Origin of the sequence: Paraburkholderia dioscoreae (assembly GCF_902459535.1) — a bacterium.
Lineage (GTDB): Bacteria > Pseudomonadota > Gammaproteobacteria > Burkholderiales > Burkholderiaceae > Paraburkholderia > Paraburkholderia dioscoreae.
In genome coordinates, this window is sequence record NZ_LR699553.1 from 4,427,844 (window position 1) to 4,445,350 (window position 17,507).

General features: G+C 64.4%; 16 protein-coding genes. 13 read left to right on the plus strand and 3 right to left on the minus strand.

From position 1 onward, the window contains the following. The first annotated feature begins 3 nt into the window (after positions 1-3). Genes gspD through gspF form a run of 3 tightly spaced genes read left to right on the plus strand, consistent with a single transcriptional unit; the run spans position 4 to position 5,160 of the window. Complete coding sequence (gene gspD / locus PDMSB3_RS20065) at positions 4-2,373, plus strand: type II secretion system secretin GspD (RefSeq protein ID WP_007180070.1); 2,370 nt, start codon at positions 4-6, stop codon at positions 2,371-2,373. Then, the gene (gene gspE, locus PDMSB3_RS20070) at positions 2,370-3,938 is read left to right on the plus strand and encodes a type II secretion system ATPase GspE (RefSeq protein WP_165187271.1); all 1,569 of its coding nucleotides are present in this window, start codon (positions 2,370-2,372) and stop codon (positions 3,936-3,938) included. Before gspD ends, gspE begins: the two co-directional genes overlap by 4 nt. A 4-nt stretch (positions 3,939-3,942) precedes the next feature. Then, positions 3,943-5,160 (plus strand): type II secretion system inner membrane protein GspF, encoded by a 1,218-nt coding sequence (gene gspF / locus PDMSB3_RS20075; protein WP_007180072.1) that lies wholly within the window; start codon positions 3,943-3,945, stop codon positions 5,158-5,160. A 98-nt stretch (positions 5,161-5,258) separates the two neighbouring features. On the opposite strand, the gene PDMSB3_RS20080 is transcribed toward gspF, so the two are convergent. Beyond that, positions 5,259-5,672: a type II secretion system protein N gene (locus PDMSB3_RS20080; protein ID WP_035518470.1), complete on the minus strand. Its 414-nt coding sequence runs from the start codon at positions 5,670-5,672 to the stop codon at positions 5,259-5,261. Positions 5,673-5,909: 237 nt separating this feature from the next. On the opposite strand from PDMSB3_RS20080, the gene gspG reads away from it, so the two are divergent. The 8 genes from gspG (at position 5,910) to PDMSB3_RS20120 (ending at position 12,645) form a co-directional block, all read left to right on the plus strand. Then, the gene (gspG, locus tag PDMSB3_RS20085) at positions 5,910-6,374 is read left to right on the plus strand and encodes a type II secretion system major pseudopilin GspG (RefSeq protein WP_007180074.1); all 465 of its coding nucleotides are present in this window, start codon (positions 5,910-5,912) and stop codon (positions 6,372-6,374) included. 138 nt (positions 6,375-6,512) lie between these two features. Next, entirely contained in the window at positions 6,513-7,052 is a 540-nt protein-coding gene (locus PDMSB3_RS20090; protein WP_165187273.1) for a GspH/FimT family pseudopilin, read from the plus strand. Position 7,053: 1 nt separating this feature from the next. Further along, positions 7,054-7,470 carry a type II secretion system minor pseudopilin GspI gene (gspI, locus tag PDMSB3_RS20095; protein ID WP_007180076.1) on the plus strand — a complete coding sequence of 139 codons (417 nt, stop codon included), beginning with the start codon at positions 7,054-7,056 and terminating at the stop codon, positions 7,468-7,470. Beyond that, entirely contained in the window at positions 7,448-8,134 is a 687-nt protein-coding gene (locus tag PDMSB3_RS20100; RefSeq protein WP_007180077.1) for a PulJ/GspJ family protein, read from the plus strand. The genes gspI and PDMSB3_RS20100 overlap by 23 nt, the downstream gene beginning before the upstream one ends. 460 nt (positions 8,135-8,594) lie before the next feature. Next, positions 8,595-9,875, plus strand: a complete 1,281-nt coding sequence (gspK, locus tag PDMSB3_RS20105) for a type II secretion system minor pseudopilin GspK (protein ID WP_232064231.1) — start codon at positions 8,595-8,597, stop codon at positions 9,873-9,875. Between the two features lie 28 nt (positions 9,876-9,903). Next, positions 9,904-11,331, plus strand: coding sequence for a type II secretion system protein GspL (gene gspL, locus PDMSB3_RS20110; RefSeq protein WP_007180079.1), 1,428 nt, complete (start codon positions 9,904-9,906; stop codon positions 11,329-11,331). After that, positions 11,328-11,831, plus strand: a complete 504-nt coding sequence (locus PDMSB3_RS20115) for a type II secretion system protein M (protein ID WP_007180080.1) — start codon at positions 11,328-11,330, stop codon at positions 11,829-11,831. The genes gspL and PDMSB3_RS20115 overlap by 4 nt, the downstream gene beginning before the upstream one ends. 34 nt (positions 11,832-11,865) lie before the next feature. Beyond that, on the plus strand, positions 11,866-12,645 hold the full coding sequence (locus PDMSB3_RS20120) for a type II secretion system protein N (protein WP_165187275.1): 780 nt from the start codon (positions 11,866-11,868) through the stop codon (positions 12,643-12,645). A 202-nt stretch (positions 12,646-12,847) separates the two neighbouring features. On the opposite strand, the gene PDMSB3_RS20125 is transcribed toward PDMSB3_RS20120, so the two are convergent. Further along, entirely contained in the window at positions 12,848-14,413 is a 1,566-nt protein-coding gene (locus PDMSB3_RS20125) for an efflux transporter outer membrane subunit (protein ID WP_007180082.1), read from the minus strand. A gap of 183 nt (positions 14,414-14,596) precedes the next feature. Further along, positions 14,597-14,965 carry a hypothetical protein gene (locus PDMSB3_RS20130; RefSeq protein ID WP_007180083.1) on the minus strand — a complete coding sequence of 123 codons (369 nt, stop codon included), beginning with the start codon at positions 14,963-14,965 and terminating at the stop codon, positions 14,597-14,599. 252 nt (positions 14,966-15,217) lie between these two features. On the opposite strand from PDMSB3_RS20130, the gene PDMSB3_RS20135 reads away from it, so the two are divergent. After that, entirely contained in the window at positions 15,218-15,760 is a 543-nt protein-coding gene (locus tag PDMSB3_RS20135) for a MarR family winged helix-turn-helix transcriptional regulator (RefSeq protein ID WP_007180084.1), read from the plus strand. 136 nt (positions 15,761-15,896) lie between these two features. Then, complete coding sequence (locus tag PDMSB3_RS20140) at positions 15,897-17,459, plus strand: DHA2 family efflux MFS transporter permease subunit (RefSeq protein ID WP_165187277.1); 1,563 nt, start codon at positions 15,897-15,899, stop codon at positions 17,457-17,459. Positions 17,460-17,507 lie beyond the last annotated feature (48 nt).

Consider the following 17,507-nt stretch of genomic DNA (forward strand, 5'->3'; position numbering starts at 1 on the left):
CGTATGGTTTTGCGTCGCGTCGCAACGGCGCTGCTGGTGGCTGGCTTGATCACCGCGCAGACGGCACAGGCACAGGTGACACTCAACTTCGTCAACGCCGACATCGACCAGGTGGCCAAGGCGATCGGCGCGGCAACCGGTAAAACGATCATCGTCGACCCGCGTGTGAAAGGTCAGTTGAATCTCGTGTCGGAAAATGCGGTGCCTGAAGATCAGGCGCTGAAGACCTTGCAGTCCGCGCTGCGCATGCAGGGCTTCGCGCTGGTGCAGGACCACGGCGTGCTGAAAGTCGTGCCCGAGGCCGATGCCAAGCTGCAAGGCGTGCCGACCTACGTCGGCAACGCGCCTACCGCGCGCGGCGACCAGGTGGTCACGCAGGTGTTCGTGCTGAAGAACGAATCGGCCAACAATCTGCTGCCGGTGCTGCGCCCGCTGATCTCGCCGAACAACACCGTGGCGGCCTACCCCGCCAACAACACGATCGTAGTCACCGACTACGCCGACAACGTGCGGCGTATTGCGCAGATCATCGCGGGTGTGGACACGGCGGCGGGCCAGTCGGTATCAGTGGTGCAACTGAAGAACGCGAATGCGATCGACATCGCCACGCAACTCTCCAAGATGCTCGATCCGGGTTCGATCGGCAGCACCGATGCGACGTTGAAGGTTTCGATCACGGCCGATCCGCGCACCAACTCGCTGCTGATCCGCGCGTCGAACGGCGCGCGTCTCGCGGCGGCCAAGCAGCTGGCGAAGGAACTCGACACGCCGACCACGATGCCCGGCAACATCCACGTCGTGCCGCTGCGCAACGCGGACGCGACGAGACTCGCCAAGACCTTGCGCGGCATGTTCGGCAAAGGCGGCGATACGGGCTCGTCGGCGAACTCGAACGACGCGAATTCGTTCAACCAGAACGGCGGTGGCGGGTTGGGCGGCAACAATTCGACCGGCACGTCGGGTACGCCGCCGTTGCCGTCGGGTGGTCTGGGCAGTGGCTCGATGGCGTCGCCGATGGGCGGCGGGGGCGGCTACGGCGCGGGCGGGGGTTCCAATTCCGGCGGCCTGCTAGGTAACGACAAGGACAAGAGCGACGACAATCAGGCGGGCGGCATGATCCAGGCGGATGCCGCAACCAACTCGCTGATCGTCACGGCGGCCGAGCCGGTGTACCGCAACCTGCGGGCTGTGATCGACCAGCTCGACGCACGTCGCGCGCAGGTTTATCTCGAGGCGTTGATCGTCGAGTTGAACTCGAACACGAGCGGCAACCTCGGCATTCAGTGGCAGGTCGCGAACAATTCGATCTTCGCCGGCACCAATCTGCAGACCGGCAGCAGCAACAGCATCGTCAATCTGACGGCGGGCGCCGTCGCGGCCGGGGCAGCCGGTGCGGCCACCGGTGGTCTCGCTAGCGCGATCGGCACCCAGGGTCTCCAGCAGGGCCTCAATATCGGCTGGATCCACAACATTTTCGGTGTGCAGGGACTCGGAGCGCTGCTGCAGGCGCTGTCGCAGACCGCCGACGCGAACGTGCTGTCCACGCCTAACCTCATAACGCTCGACAACGAAGAAGCCAAGATCGTCGTCGGCACCAATGTGCCGATCCAGACGGGTTCGTATTCGAATCTCACGAGCTCGACCGCTACCTCGGCGTTCAACACTTACGATCGCGTGGACGTGGGCCTGACGCTGCACGTCAAGCCGCAAATCACCGACGGCGGCATTCTCAAGCTGCAGCTCTATACGGAAGACTCGGCGATCGTGACCGGCACCACCAACGCCACGACCAATCCGGCGGGCCCGGAATTCACCAAGCGTTCGATCCAGTCGACGGTGCTGGCCGATAACGGCGAGATCATCGTGCTGGGCGGCCTGATGCAGGACAACTATCAGGTCAGCAACAGCAAGGTGCCGCTGCTCGGCGATATTCCGTGGATCGGCCAACTGTTCCGCTCGGAACAGAAGACCCGCAACAAGACCAACCTGATGGTGTTTTTGCGCCCGGTGATCATCAGCGATCGTGGTACGGCCCAGGCCGTGACGTCGAATCGCTACGACTACATTCAGGGCGTGCAGGGCGCGTACAGGCAGGACAATAACCTGATGAAGGACAATGACGACCCGGTGGTGCCGCCCATGCCGATCGGTCCGAGCCAGGGTGGTTCGCCCGAGATGAATCTGTTCGATCTCGACAAGATGCGCCGGCAGAAGATGGCGCCTGCGCCGGCTAACGGCGGTGCTGCCACGAACGGCGCGGCGGCCACTACCGGTACTCCCCTACAGAGCAGTCCTGCTACCGTTGGGCCTGCCGTGCAGAGCAGCCCGATCACCGTGTCGCCTTCCACTGCTTCGCCCGGAGTGCGGCCGTGAGTACGCCGTCCATGCCGCCGTCAGCGTCCGCGTCGCTGGCAGCAACGCGAACCGGTGCTGCGGCACAAGCCACGGTAATTCCGTCCGCGGGCGCGACGGAGCATGCCGGACGCGAGGCGCCGTCGGCGATCGCCGCGCGGCTCGTGCCGTACGGTTTTGCGCGTGCCGGCCAGATTCTGGTCGCGCATCAGCATGCGGACAGCCTCGAAGTCTGGATCAGCGAACGCACGAGCGACGCCGCGCTTTCCGAAGTGGCGCGCAACTTCGGCGCCGTGTCGATCGTACGTCTGCCCGCCGACGAACTCGCGCAGGCGATCAACCAGGCGTACGCGCGCCAGGACGGCAGCGCTGCGCAAGTGGTGGGCGAAGTGGAAGGCGAAGTCGATCTTTCGCGGCTCATGCAGGACATTCCCGAGGTGGAAGATCTGCTGGAGTCGGAAGACGACGCGCCAATCATCCGCATGATCAACGCGCTGCTCACGCAAGCGGCGCGCGAACAGGCGTCGGATATTCATATCGAGCCGTTCGAGACTTCTTCTGTGGTGCGCTTTCGCGTGGACGGCACGCTGCGCGATGTGGTGCGCCCGAAGAAAGCGCTGCACGGCGCGCTGATTTCGCGGATCAAGATCATGGCGCAGCTCGACATTGCCGAAAAGCGCTTGCCGCAGGACGGCCGCATCACGCTGCGAGTGGGTGGCCGCCCGGTCGACGTGCGCGTCTCGACGCTGCCGACCGGCCACGGCGAACGCGCGGTGCTGCGTTTGTTGGAGAAAGACGCATCGCGCCTGAATCTCGAAGCGCTCGGCATGGCGCCAGACACGCTCGTCAAGTTCGACAAGCTGATCGGCAGGCCGCACGGCATCGTGCTGGTGACCGGGCCGACCGGCTCCGGTAAAACGACCACGCTGTATGCGGCGATGTCGCGGCTCGAAACGGCGACCACGAACATCATGACGGTCGAAGACCCGATCGAATACGACCTGTCCGGCATCGGCCAGACGCAGGTCAACGAGCGGATCGGCATGACTTTCGCGCGGGCGCTGCGCTCGATTCTGCGGCAGGATCCGGACGTCATCATGATCGGTGAAATCCGCGACCTGGAGACCGCGCAGATCGCGGTGCAGGCCTCGTTGACGGGCCACCTCGTGCTCGCCACGCTGCACACCAACGACGCGGCCTCCGCCGTGACGCGTCTGACCGACATGGGCGTGGAGCCGTATCTGCTGGCGTCGTCGCTGCTCGGCGTGCTGGCGCAGCGGCTCGTGCGGCGTCTGTGCCCGGTGTGTCGCGAAGAGCGTGTGGAGGAAGACGGCAGCGTACGCTGGCATCCGGTCGGTTGCGAGCGGTGCGGCCACTCCGGTTATGCGGGACGTCGCGGCGTCTACGAACTGCTGCTGATCGACGACCACATCCGCACGCTGGTTCACCGCAACGCGGCCGATGCGGAAATCCTCACCGCCGGCCGCGCGCAAGGCATGCGCACGCTGCGCGAGGATGCGGACCGCTGGCTCGCTTCCGGGCTGACATCGCTCGAAGAAGTGATCCGCGTGACGGGCGGAGCATAAGCGCATGCCGGCATTTCGTTTCGAAGCGATCGACGCGGCGGGCAAGGCACAAAAAGGCGTGCTCGACGCAGACAGCGCGCGCGGCGCGCGGACCAATCTGCGTTCGCAGGGACTGACGCCGCTCGTTGTCGAACCGGCGGCTACGCGTACGCGCGGCGAGCGCAATCAACGGCTGTCGCTGGGGCGGCGTTTGTCGCAACGCGAGCAGGCGATCCTGACGCGCCAGCTCGCCAGCCTGCTGATCGCGGGCCTGCCGCTCGACGAAGCGCTCTCGGTGCTGACCGAGCAATCGGAGCGCGACTACATTCGCGAACTGATGGCGTCGATCCGCGCGGAAGTGCTCGGCGGCCATTCGCTCGCCAATGCGCTGACGCAGCATCCGAAAGACTTCCCCGAGATCTACCGCGCGCTGGTCGCGGCCGGTGAACATACCGGCAAGCTCGGTCTGGTGCTGTCGCGGCTCGCCGACTATATCGAGCAACGCAATGCGCTGAAGCAGAAGATCGTGCTCGCGTTCACGTATCCGGCGATCGTCACGCTCATCGCCTTCGGCATCGTCACGTTTCTGTTGAGCTACGTGGTGCCGCAGGTGGTGAACGTGTTCGCCAGCACCAAGCAGCAACTGCCCTTCCTCACCATCACGATGATGGCGCTGTCCGGGTTCGTGCGGAACTGGTGGTGGGCGATGTTGATCGGCGTGGTCGTGCTGATGTATCTGGTGCGCTCGATTCTGAAGCAGCCCGGCGCGCGCCTCGCTTTCGACCGCTGGCTGCTCACTGCCCCGCTGCTCGGCAAACTCGTGCGCGGCTACAACACCGTGCGCTTTGCGAGCACGCTCGGCATTCTGACCGCGGCTGGCGTGCCGATTCTGCGCGCGCTGCAAGCCGCCGCCGAAACGCTCAGCAACAACGCCATGCGCGAGAACATCGACGACGCAATCGTGCGCGTTCGCGAGGGCACGTCGTTGTCGCGCGCGCTCGGCAATACGAAGACGTTTCCGCCGGTGCTGGTTCACCTGATCCGTTCGGGCGAAGCGACCGGCGACGTGACCACGATGCTCGACCGCGCGGCCGACGGCGAAGCGCGCGAGCTGGAACGCCGCACGATGTTCCTGACGAGTCTGCTGGAGCCGTTGCTGATTCTGGCGATGGGTGGCGTGGTGCTGGTGATCGTGCTGGCGGTGATGCTGCCGATCATCGAATTGAACAACCTGGTGCAGTAAGGCCGGGAAAGAAACTGGATTGCGCGAGGGGCGGCGCCGGGTATCGGCGCGGCGAACGCGCAATCGGTCGGAACGAAGCTGCTGTTCGGCGCCTTGTTTCAGCGCACGTAGATCGTGGGACCGGCGGGGTTGGCCGGCAGGAACACTTCGGAGTGCGCGCCATTGCGGTCGATGATGATCGAGCGGGCGCGGACCTCGGAGAGTTTGGCGCCTTGCATCAGCGCGCTGCCGAGCGACACCGCATGCGGTGGTTCGCCGCCGACGCTGACGATAGCCGCGGCGCCTTCCCGCAACGCGAGGATGCCGAACAGCCGCACGTCCTGGTTGGCGCTGCGCGTGAGCTGGCCGCCGAACAGCGTGGCGGCCTGGTCGGTCGAGACCTGCGCATGCGCGGCGGCGGCGGGCAAGGGCGCACCGGACATCGTGCTGAGCGTGATGACCCAATAGGTCAGCGTCGCGCAGAACACGGCGAACAGCGCGAGCGACAGAAGGCGGATTTGGATGGCGTTCATGCGCATCATTGTACGGACTATTGTGAAAATTGCGTTGGATTGAAAGGGCTTCCTTAGCCTCGCGCTTCGAGCTCGATCCCAGAGAGGGTGAGCAAACCTGGAGTAGCCCGGCGTTTTCTGACGACCCTTCAACTCCATGACATTAAAATGACCGGCCGGGCGTGTTCAATGGCACCTGATTGCTGAAATACGAATCCCGCCCAGTCGAAAATTTCATCTGAAAAGAGGTAGCAAGCTATGCAACTGTCGAGCACTCGCCGTCATGAAATCGCGGGTCCGCGTAGCCGTCGTCAGCGCGGTTTCACGCTGATCGAAATCATGGTCGTGATCGCGATTCTGGGCATTCTGGCCGCGTTGATCGTGCCGAAGATCATGAGCCGTCCCGACGAGGCGCGGCGTGTGGCCGCCAAGCAGGACATCGGCACGGTCATGCAGGCGCTGAAACTCTACCGTCTCGACAACGGCCGTTATCCGACCCAGGAGCAAGGCCTGCGCGCGCTGATCGAAAAGCCGAGCACGGACCCCGTGCCGAACAACTGGAAGGACGGCGGTTATCTCGAACGTCTGCCGAACGATCCGTGGGGTAACGCGTATCAGTATCTGAATCCGGGTGTGCACGGCGAGATCGACGTGTTCAGTTATGGCGCGGACGGCAAGGCGGGTGGCGAAGGCAACGATGCCGACGTGGGCTCGTGGCAGTAGGAAGTCGATGATTCTCCGGCGCGCGGCGGCCTGAACCCCGCGCGTTCCTCAATGCAGCGTGGTTCGATTTTGAGTTGATTGTTCGTGGCCGGCACTATGCGATTGTCCGCTTGCAAGTCCCGTGTGGGCTCGCCGTGTATGGCTTCGTTGCCGCGCGCGGCGTGTGCCGGCGCGCGTTTTCATGGCGTGCGCCGCTCACGTGGCGCGAGCGCGTACGGCGGCCGCAAACGCGCGGCGGGTTTCACGCTGCTGGAAATGCTGGTGGTGCTGGTGATTGCGGGCCTGCTGGTGTCCTTGACCGCGCTGACGATCACGCGCAATCCGCGCACCGACCTCAACGAAGAAGCACAGCGTCTCGCGTTGCTCTTCGAATCGGCCGGCGACGAAGCGCAGGTGCGCGCGCGGCCGATCGCCTGGCAACCGGTCGAAGGCGGCTTCCGTTTCGACCTGCGTACCGAAGACGGCTGGCGTCCGCTGCGTGACGATCTGCTTGGGCCGCGTCACTGGGAAGGCGGCGTGACAGGCGTGAGCATCAATTATCCCGGCTCGGATACGCAACCCAGCCGGCTCGTATTCGGTACCGAGGCGATCGACGTGCCGGTGCAGATCACGCTGTTTTCGGCAGTCGGGAGCGCGACGATTGTCGGCACCGGCAATGGCCGCTACGAGGTGCATTGAGATGCGTCGTTGCAGGAGCATGACGGCTCGCGAAACGGTTCACGGCGCGCAGCGCGGTTTTACGATGATCGAAGTGCTGGTCGCCCTGGCGATCATCGCGGTGGCGCTGGCGGCGTCGTTGCGCGCCGTGGGCAGTCTCGCGAGTGGCGAGGCCGATCTGCATCGCCGGTTGCTGGCAGGCTGGAGCGCGGACAACACGCTGGCGCAATTGCATCTCGCGCATGCGTGGCCGAACGTGGGTTCGACGAGCTTCGATTGTTCGCAGGGCAACTTGCAGTTGATCTGTACGGAGCATGTGACGGCAACGCCGAATCCGGTGTTTCGTCGTGTGGAAGTGATGGTGACGATGCCGGGCGGGTCCGGCAATCTGGCTCAGATGGTGACGGTGGTCGCGAATGAAAACAACCGTTCGCTCTGAGCGCCGCCGCCCGTTCGGCGCAAGGGGCGCGCGCGGTTTCACGCTGATCGAATTGCTGGTGGCGATTGCGATTCTGGCGGTGATTGCCGTGCTGTCGTGGCGTGGGCTCGACCAGATCATTCGCGGCCGGCAGACCATCACGAACGCCATGGAAGACGAGCGCGTGTTCGCGCAGCTATTCGACCAGATGCGGATCGACGCGCGCCAGGCCGCATCGGACGACGAGTCCGGGCAGGCGGCCGTGTCGGTATCCGCCAGCGTGTTGCAGATCGTGCGGCAGATCAACTTGCCGGGCGCGGCGCCGCGCTTGCAGGTGGTGCGGTATCGGGTGTCCAGCGGACGAGTGGTTCGGTATGCTTCGCCGCCGTTGGGGAATATGGGCGAGTTGCGGCGGGCGCTGCGCGGTGGTGAGGGTGAAGGATGGAGTAGCGTGCCCCTGATGGGCGGGGTCGGGGCGATTTCGGCGCAGGTGTATGTGCCGAAGGTGGGTTGGACTACGCAGATGAGCGATGTGCAGAGTGCGATTACGGAGGCGGACAATAATCTGAAAGTGCCCCAGTTGGGGAGTGCGCCGCTGCCGCGGTCGGTGACGGGGTTGCAGGTGAGTGTTGGGGCGACTTCTTTGGCTCGGCCAGTTACTCGGGTTTTTCTCGTCGGAGAGTGAAATGAAGGGTTTTGTTTTGTCTCCGTGGCGGGTTTTGGGGGGTGTTTTTTGCGGTGTTGGCCTTTCCTTGAATTGTGTGTGGTCTATTAGCGTTGCCCCCGTGCGGGGCGGCACCTACTTTCTTTGCCGCCGCAAAGAAAGTAAGCAAAGAAAGCGGCTTCACACCGCTAACGTACAAGCGGGTCCATTGCGCAGTGACGGTAGTGGTGCGATAAACGAACGATCCCTCGCACGACATACGCCCGTGACCAGGCCGTCATCCGTTCCGGCGGCGTTGCGCGCGCCGAGCGGTACACATGAAAACCAACGGTGTTTTGCTGCACACCGCAGTACCTCAAACTACAGCCGATCCGTTTCCGCTCCCCACCGAGGCGAGACCGATGGCGCCCACAAAGGCAAGAACACCCAATGGTGTTCCGCGCGAGCCGTTCCGGCGAGCACCTGGTGCGAGGCGCGAAGTATGACTGCCTTGTCACGGGCGGTGAGTGTGCGAGATGACCGATTCCAGATGTGCCACTACCGTGACTGTGCGGGGGATCCGCTTAGCATTGGCGGTGTGAAGCGGCTTTCTTTGCTTACTTTCTTTGCGGCGGCAAAGAAAGTAGGTGCCGCCCCGCACGGGGGCAACGCTAATAGACCACACACAATTCAAGGAAAGGCCAACAAAAAACAAATCCAACCAAACGAGAAAGGCGTAGCAATCATCAGCGCCTTACTAGTAGTCGCCCTATCAGCAATCCTCGTCTCCGGCATGCTCTGGCGCCAACAAGTCCAGATCCGCCGGATAGAAAACCAACGCCTCCTATCCCAGGCCCAATGGGTCGCACGAGGCGCCCTCGACTGGACGCGTCTGATTCTCCGCTCGGAGGGCGACACCTCAGCCGGTATCACCTACCTGGGCGGCCTATGGGGCGTCCCCATCGCCAAAACCCGCCTGTCCGATTTCCTCGGCCAGATCGGCGAAGTCAGAGCCGAACAAGGCGCGGAAACCTATCTATCGGGTTCAATCGAAGACGCCCAGGCGAAATTCAACCTCCGCAATCTGGTCGACAGCCCGGCACCCGGCGTGATGCAACTGGACATGAACCAGGTCGGCGCCTATCAGCGCCTGCTCGTATCGCTCGGCCTGAACAGCCAGTTGGCAAAAACCACGGCAGTCCAGGTCCGCGCGAGCCTCGCGCAATCGGCAACCCGTTTCCAGACCGTCACGTCGACGAACGGCACGACCGCGACCCCGCAGGTTCAAGGCGGCGCCACCGGCGGCAGCTTCACCGACAAACCCGGCATCGAGGACAGCAACGACAGCGCGGCGAACGCGCCTCTGCAATTGATCAACGTCGACTCGCTGCTCGACATTCCGGGCTATACGCCCGAAATGGTCGCGCGCTTGCGGCCGTTCGTCACCGTGCTGCCGACCGTCTCGGCGGTCAACGTCAATACGGCCTCCGCCGAAGTGATCGCGGCAGTGGTGCCGGGAATGAGCGTGTCGGGGGCGCAAGCGTTCGTCGCGCGGCGGCAAACCGTGTTTTTTCGGAACGCCGGCGACGTGCAACTCGCGCTGCAAGCTGCGGGCGCGCAGTCGGTCTCGATCGATCCGAGCGAACTCGACGTCAACTCGAATTACTTTCTGATCCACGGCCGCGTGCAGCACGAACGCGCCGAGGTGGACCGCACGACCCTCGTCTATCGCGACGCATTGACTCACACTACGCGTATCGTGCGAGTAGAAGACCAACTATGAATAACGCCTTTCCCAGAGAGAGTGGCCTTTGAGCACGCTGATCGTTCTATTGCCGCCGCGTGATCCGGCGGTGCCGTCGCAGGAATGGCAACTGCCGGAGTTGCCGTTCGTGCTGCTCGACAAGTCGGGGCGCACCCAGCGCGCCGGCCGTTCGGCGCTCGCGCTGCTGCCGCGCGCCTCAATCGCCGTCCTGATGGTCGCCGCGCGCGACCTGCTGATGATGCCCGCCACGCTGCCGCCGCTGCGCGGCCCGCGGCTGCGTCAGGCGCTGCCCAATATCGTCGAGGATCAACTGATCCAGGATCCGCAGACCTGCCACATTGCGGTCGATCCGAAACCGCTCGCGGGCGGCCGGCAGTTGCTGGCGATCATCGACCGCGGCTGGTTCCGTTTTGTCTGCGAATCGTTCGCCAACGCCGGTCACCGCAGCTTGCGCGCGGTGCCGGTAACACGCTGCCTGCCGCAGGCGGCCGCGCTCGATATCAATGCGCCCGCCGAAGTCGCGGAAATGGTGAACGCCGGTGAGCCGGCCCTGGCGGGCGCCGCCGGCGTGGCCACGTCTCTGCCGGGTGTTGCGCCGGTGGTGGCGCCCGGCCTTGCGTCCGTAGTGCCGATGGTGGCCGCCGTGCTCGGCGCCGTGGTGCAGACCGCCCCCGCCATGCTGCTCGAAGGCGCGCTGGAAAGCGCCGCGGGTAGCGGTGTGCCGCGCGTCGAACTGGCGATCGCGCGCGGCGTGCAAGGCGAAGGGCTGGCCGTGCCGGCCAGCGCCGTGAACCCGACGCTCGGCGCGCTCGCGGGCGCGGCACCGGTCTCGCTGTACATGCTCACCGAAGTGCCCGGCAATGAGCCGAGTCTCGCCACGAATAGTCCGGCGCGGCTGGCCGCATATATCCACGGCGCCAGTCCGTTGCCATTCGAGCAACTCGCGCGGCGCGCGCTGGAGTGCCGCTTCGACCTGTGCCAGTTCGAGTTCGCTTCGCAGCCGTGGCGGCTCGACCGCGCGACCCTGCGGCGTCTGCGCCTGCCGGCGTGGCTCGCGGTCGGCGCGCTGGTGATCGCAATCGTCGGCGCGAACGTGCAGTGGCTGTTGCTCGCGCGTCAACGCGACGCGATCAATACGCAGATGACCGAACTGCTGCTCAATACCTTCCCCAAAACCACCGTCGTGCTCGATGCCCCCGACCAGATGGCGCGCCAATTGCAGCAGTTGCGCGTCGCGGCGGGCGAACTGTCGCCGGACGATTTCCTGCCGCTGGCCGACGGCCTCGCCCGCTCGCTGGCGCCGGTGCCGGTCAACGGCATTGCCGCGCTCGACTATCACGACCGCAGGCTCGACGTGACCTTCAAGCCGGAGGTCAAACTCGATCCCGACTTCTCGAAGCGCCTTGGCCGCAACGGGCTGAGCGGCGCGATCGACAGCAACACCGGCAAGTGGACCATCAGGAACGGACAATGAAAGCTGAACTTGCTCAAACATGGGCCGGATTCTGGGACCAGCGCACCGAGCGCGAAAAAACCCTGCTGGCGTGGGGCGGTGGCGTGCTCGCCGTGGTGATCGCGTGGTCGGTGCTGTGGGCGCCCGCGCAGGAAGGACGCACGCATCTGCATGAATCGCTGCCCACCTTGCAGCGGCAGTTGGCACAAATGACCGCGCAGGCGAACGAAGCGCGGCAACTCTCGGCGGCGGCTCAGGGCGTGGCGCCGACCGGCGCCGCGCTGAAAGACGCCCTCACCGCTTCGCTCAACGATCATGGCCTTGCGGCGACGCAGATCCAGGTGATCGGCAACGCGGTCCAGATCCAGTTGAAGAACGCGTCGTTCCCGGCGTGGACGAACTGGGTCGACGACGTGCGCAAGCAGTTCAAGGTGCAAGTTTCGGAGGCCCACGCCACGGCGCTCAAGGAAGACGGCCAGGTGGATCTGACGGCGTCGCTGCAGCCGTCCACCGCGAAATGAAAATAACCGCGCCCGTGCCGTCACAGGATCTCGCATGACTTACTGGATGCGGCGCCTGCGCGTCGCGCTTCCCTGGCTGGTGGTCGCGCTGCTGTCCGCCGCAGTCGTGATGCTGGCAATGCTGCCGGCCGCCTGGATCACGCCGCAGTTCGCCAAACAGACGCGCGGCCACGTCAATCTCGTCAATCCGGCCGGCTCGCTGTGGCACGGCTCGGCCACGCTAATGCTGGCCGCGGGCTCCGACATGAGCGCGGCGACCCTGCTGCCTGGCCGGATCGAATGGCATACGGCTTTCTGGCCGCTCTTTACCGGCCGTGTACGCATGACCATGCGGCACAGCGAGGCGATGCCGGAGCCGATCACGGTCGACGCCTCGCCGCGCAGCGCGACTGTCACGCCGGGCACGATCGCCGTACCGGCTTCGCTGCTGAGCGGCCTTGGGGCGCCCTTCAATACGCTCGATCTGCAGGGCAATGTGCAATTGTCGTGGTCGGACTGGCGCAGCTTCAACCGCGAGGCGTTCGGACAACTGACCGTCACGCTGACCGACGTCAGCTCGCGCGTCTCGATGGTCAAGCCGCTCGGCTCGTACCGGGTGTTGTTTCAGGCTCAGGGCGAGTCGTCCACGCTCGATCTGACGACCACCAAGGGCCCGTTGATGCTGACCGGCAACGGCACGGTGTCGGCGGCGTCGACGTCTTTTCGCGGGACGGCCAGCGCCGCGCCGGAGGCACGCGATAACCTTGCGGGATTGCTGAACCTGTTGGGGCGGCCGAGCGGGCCGGACACGGTAGCATTGACGTTCGTGCACTGAGGCGGATTGCCGGGCGCTCCCGCGCGGGGGGTGGTCGAGCGTCGGCATGAACGTCGTTAGCAGGGGCTGCTGGCGCTCTGCGCGAGAAGCCCCTGGGAACTGCTGAACCTGTTAGCGCCTTCAGGCGCCGATGCAAAAAAAGAGGCATGACCGTCGAGAATGCGGTCACGCCTCTTTTGCGTTGCGCCGACGGCCAGCGCTCCTACTCGTTATGCATCTGCGAAGGCGGCGTCGCCCCGTTTTGGGCAACCGGTGCAGCCGCTGACGCCGGCAGCGGCGCTGCCACATCACCCGTTTCGCGATTCATCTGCGACGCGTCCCAGCCGCCGCCCAGCGCCTTCACCAGACCCACCGACGACACCATCCGCTGTCCGGCGATGTTTTCCAGTTTCTGCTCGGCCGTGAAGGCGGTGGTTTGCGCGGTCAGCACGTTGACATAGCCGACCGTGCCCGCCTTGTACTCGTTCGTGACGATGGCGAGCGCCTGACGCGCGGAATCCACCGCTTGCCGCTGCACGACGATTTCCTGCTCGAGGATGCGCTGCGACGCGAGATTGTCCTCGACGTCCTGGAACGCGGCCAGCACCGTTTGACGGTAGCTCGCGACATCGCCGTCGTAGGCGGCGCGGGCGGCATCGGTCTGGGCCTGGCGCAGACCGGCGTCGAAGAGGGTTGCGGCGAGCTGCGGGCCGAGCGTCCAGAAGCGCGACGGCGCGGTCAGCAATTGCGAGAACACCGAATTTTCGAAGCCGCCGGACGCGGACAGTGTCAGCGACGGGAAAAACGCAGCGATGGCGACGCCAATCTGCTCGTTTGCCGCCGCCGCCTTGCGTTCCGCCGATGCGATGTCCGGCCGCCGTTCGAGCAGCGCCGACGGCATTTGCGCCGGCACGGCGGGCGGCGTGGCGGTGAGCGGCATCGGCGGAATCGAGAACGTGGAGGCGGGTTCACCGACCAGGACTGCGATCGCGTGCTCGTCCTGGGCGCGCTGGACGCCGTTGTCGATCGCGGCTGCCTGCGCCGACTGCAATTGCGTTTGCGCCTGAATCACGTCGGAGCGTGCGGCGACGCCGGCCGCGTACTGGTTCTGCGTGAGTTGCAGCGAGCGTTGGTAAGCCGCGACGGTGTCGTCGAGTAATTTCTGAGTCGAGTCGAGCGCGCGCAGTGAGAAATAGGTCTGGGCGAGCGTGGCTTGCGCGGATAGCCGCGCGTTGGCGAGGTCTGCCGCGGCGCCTTGCTGGCCGGCCTTCTGCGAGTTGACCGAGCGGGTGACCGAACCCCACAGATCCGGCTCCCAGCTTGCGTCGAGTTGCACGTTGAAACTATTGCTGACGCCGGAGCGGCTCGTCGTGGCGCTCGAACTACCGCTCGACGACGACCCGTTGCCGGAACGCGTGGCGCCCGCCGATGCGCCAATGGTGGGGAAATACGCTGCTCGCGCTTCGCCGACCAGCGCGCGCGCCTGCCGGTAGGCGGCGGCGAACTGGGCGACCGTCTGGTTCGCGGTGTTCAGCCGGTCTTCTAGCGCGTTGAGTTGCGGATCTTCGTAAATGGTCCACCAGTCGCCTCGATCGTGCTGATCGGCCGGTTCGGCGACTTTCCAGCCGGGGGCGGCTTCCTTATATGAAGCCGGGATCGCGGCTGCGGGCCGCTTGTAGTCGGGGCCGACCACGCAGGCGGACAGCAGGCCGGCGAGAGCCGCTGCGACAGCAATGGTCAGGGCGCGAGGCGCAAGCGTCCGCGCGCGCGAGATTCGATCAGACTGCATGCAATGAATTCCTTCTGACGCCGCAGCGCGGCCGAGGGCGGCACGCCGAGCGAGATACTGGTCTGCGGGAATGTTAGCGTATGAGCCCGCTGGGCGCGGGAAACTGAAAGGGTAATGCGAGGAAGGTGGCAGGTGTGTTACTGAGGCTGTCGCGAAGGTTACGCGCTGTTACCGGGCAGACCTTTACACGCGTGATTCGGTCGACTTGGCTTGGCGGAGCCCCTTGCCGGCCGCAGCCCGGCAGGGCGCATCGCCGCGCGCCTGGCAGGCGCCGACGGGACCGACGTGCTTTTGCGCAACGGCGGTGTTGACCGTGGGAAGCGGCGCGGCCGTCAATTCGACCTTCGCGACTTTCGCCCTCTTGACACTCTTGCGTGCCCGCCGATGCTCGGCCCACGCCAGCGCCGCCACGCCCACCGATCCGCCTGGCAGCACGAACAGCACGGCGAACAGTGCGAGTTTCCACCAGCGGTGCGGCCCCTTGAAGGTGCTCAGCGCGGAATCGGTCAGGGAGCGGCTCAGGCCGCCAAGCGTGTTTTTGAGGTACAGCATCGGGGAAATCCTTTTCGCACGGCGGGTTCGCGGCGTGCAGGCAATCGGTCAGAACATGGTCTCGGGTGGCGCGGGTCGCGCGTAACTCGTTGCCTGCAATAATATTGACTATGCAATCAAATTTCAAGATACTTTGCTCTGCGCGCGCTGGCCGTGTTGTTTTTCTGCTGTTCGCACTCCGTGAAATCAGGTTTGACTTGTCTGCTTAGGCAGCTAAAATCCGTTCTGCTTGACGACGTTGCCGGATACACGATGACTGACGGTCCCTACAAGGCAGACGAGATTCACCTCGAATCGAGTCTTGGCTACTACCTGACGAAAGCTCGAAATGTGCTGGTCGAGCGGACGGACCGTGCCGTCAAGCCGCTGGGGCTGACCACGCAGCAGATCGGCGTGATCCTGATGTTGTCGTCGCGGCGCGCGAATACGCCGTTCGAACTGTCGCGCGCCATGTCGTATGACAGCGGATCGATGACGCGTCTGCTCGATCGCCTTGAAAAGAAAGGCTTTATCGTGCGCACGCGCAGTGAAACCGACCGTCGGATGGTAAAGCTGGAATTGACGCCGCAAGGTCACGAAGCCGCGCGGCAACTGCCCGGTCTGGGCGCGGCGGTGCTGAACGAGCAGTTGCGAGGGTTTTCAGCCGCCGACCACGCCACCTTGATCGACCTGCTCGGCCGTTTCATTGCGAACGGCATCGACGCGGGCGCAAGCGCGGGGTGTGGCGTGGGGCCGCAACAGGAATCGCAGGACGAATCACCCGAAAACACGCCGCCGGAACGCGGCGAACGCTAACCAGAGCGCGCTTTTCAAGCGTGTCATTGTTTAAAGATATCTGTCTGGGCAGAGAGTGATCCGGCATGTAAGTGCGCCACGCGAAGCGTGCGATAAAGATGCTGCGACAAGCTTTCCCGGCTGAGGAGAAAAATCTATGGACGCCACGGCCTCCGCCGCTGCCCTGCCCGCTGCCGAACCCGCCCCGCTCAAAGGCGGCGCGTTGGCGCTGCTCACGGTCGGGCTCGCGCTCGGCACGTTCATGGAGGTGCTCGACACGTCGATTGCGAACGTCGCGGTGCCGACTATTTCCGGCAGCCTTGGCGTAGCGACCAGTCAGGGCACCTGGGTGATCTCGTCGTATTCCGTCGCCTCGGCGATCGCGGTGCCGCTGACAGGCTGGCTCGCGCGCCGCGTCGGCGAAGTGAAGCTCTTTACGCTGTCCGTGCTGCTTTTTACGATTGCTTCGGCGCTGTGCGGCTTCGCGCACAACTTCGAGTCGCTGATCGCGTTCCGGCTGGTCCAGGGGCTCGTTTCCGGGCCGATGGTTCCGCTCTCGCAAACCATTCTGATGCGCTCGTATCCGCCGGAAAAGCGCGGACTCGCGCTGGGTCTGTGGGCGATGACGGTGATTTGCGCGCCCATCTTCGGCCCCGTGATGGGCGGCTATATCACCGACAACTACACGTGGCCGTGGATTTTCTACATCAACGTGCCGATCGGCGTGTTCTCGGCGGTGTGCGCGTTTCTGCTGCTGCGTGGCCGTGAGACGAAGACCACGCAACAGCGGATCGACGCGGTCGGCCTCGCGCTGCTCGTGATCGGCGTGTCGTGCCTGCAGATGATGCTCGACCTCGGCAAGGATCGCGACTGGTTCAATTCGACATTTATCGTTGCTCTTGCGGTGATCGCGGTGGTGTCGCTTGCCTTCATGCTGGTGTGGGAGATGACGGAGAAAGAACCGGTCGTCGATCTCTCGTTGTTCAAGGATCGCAACTTCGCGCTTGGTGTGCTGATCATCTCGTTCGGGTTCATGGCCTTCTTCGGCTCGGTCGTGATTTTCCCGCTCTGGCTGCAGACGGTGATGGGTTATACGGCCGGGCTGGCGGGTCTGGCGACGGCGCCGGTCGGGCTGCTCGCGCTGTTTCTCTCGCCGATGATCGGCAAGAACATGCACCGGTTGAACCTTCGCGTGGTGGCGAGTTTTGCGTTCATCGTGTTCGCGTTCGTCTCGTTCTGGAATTCCACGTTCACGCTCGACGTGCCGTTCAATCACGTGATCTGGCCACGGCTCGTGCAAGGGATCGGCGTGGCCTGCTTCTTCGTGCCGATGACCACCATCACGCTCTCCAGCGTGTCGGATGAAAGGCTAGCCAGTGCGTCAGGCCTGTCCAATTTTTTCCGGACCTTGTCGGGCGCGATTGGTACGGCGATCAGTACGACGTACTGGGAGAACGACACGATCTACCATCACGCGATGCTGACCGATTCGGTCAACGTGTATGCCCCGAACACCAATGCTTATACCAACGCACTGGCCGGCCTCGGACTGTCTGGCGACAGCATCACCGCGCAGTTGAATCAGGTAGTGACCGCGCAGGCTTATATGATGGCCACAAATGATTTCTTCCGCATTTCGTGTGCGGCGTTTCTCGTGCTCGCGGTGCTGGTCTGGATCACCAAACCACGCAAGGGCGTCGGGCCTTCAATGGGGCATTGAAGTTGGATGAGGCAGCGTTGAGCGAACGCGCGCCGAAGCGAGACTTTT

Coding starts and splice junctions, on each gene's coding strand:
- gspD (WP_007180070.1), top strand. CDS start 4: ATGGTTTTGCGTCGCGTCGCAACGGCGCTGCTGGTGGCTGGCTTGATC.
- gspF (WP_007180072.1), top strand. CDS start 3,943: ATGCCGGCATTTCGTTTCGAAGCGATCGACGCGGCGGGCAAGGCACAA.
- PDMSB3_RS20080 (WP_035518470.1), bottom strand. CDS start 5,672: ATGAACGCCATCCAAATCCGCCTTCTGTCGCTCGCGCTGTTCGCCGTG.
- gspG (WP_007180074.1), top strand. CDS start 5,910: ATGCAACTGTCGAGCACTCGCCGTCATGAAATCGCGGGTCCGCGTAGC.
- PDMSB3_RS20090 (WP_165187273.1), top strand. CDS start 6,513: ATGGCTTCGTTGCCGCGCGCGGCGTGTGCCGGCGCGCGTTTTCATGGC.
- gspI (WP_007180076.1), top strand. CDS start 7,054: ATGCGTCGTTGCAGGAGCATGACGGCTCGCGAAACGGTTCACGGCGCG.
- PDMSB3_RS20100 (WP_007180077.1), top strand. CDS start 7,448: ATGAAAACAACCGTTCGCTCTGAGCGCCGCCGCCCGTTCGGCGCAAGG.
- gspK (WP_232064231.1), top strand. CDS start 8,595: ATGACTGCCTTGTCACGGGCGGTGAGTGTGCGAGATGACCGATTCCAG.
- PDMSB3_RS20115 (WP_007180080.1), top strand. CDS start 11,328: ATGAAAGCTGAACTTGCTCAAACATGGGCCGGATTCTGGGACCAGCGC.
- PDMSB3_RS20120 (WP_165187275.1), top strand. CDS start 11,866: ATGACTTACTGGATGCGGCGCCTGCGCGTCGCGCTTCCCTGGCTGGTG.
- PDMSB3_RS20125 (WP_007180082.1), bottom strand. CDS start 14,413: ATGCAGTCTGATCGAATCTCGCGCGCGCGGACGCTTGCGCCTCGCGCC.
- PDMSB3_RS20130 (WP_007180083.1), bottom strand. CDS start 14,965: ATGCTGTACCTCAAAAACACGCTTGGCGGCCTGAGCCGCTCCCTGACC.
- PDMSB3_RS20135 (WP_007180084.1), top strand. CDS start 15,218: ATGACTGACGGTCCCTACAAGGCAGACGAGATTCACCTCGAATCGAGT.
- PDMSB3_RS20140 (WP_165187277.1), top strand. CDS start 15,897: ATGGACGCCACGGCCTCCGCCGCTGCCCTGCCCGCTGCCGAACCCGCC.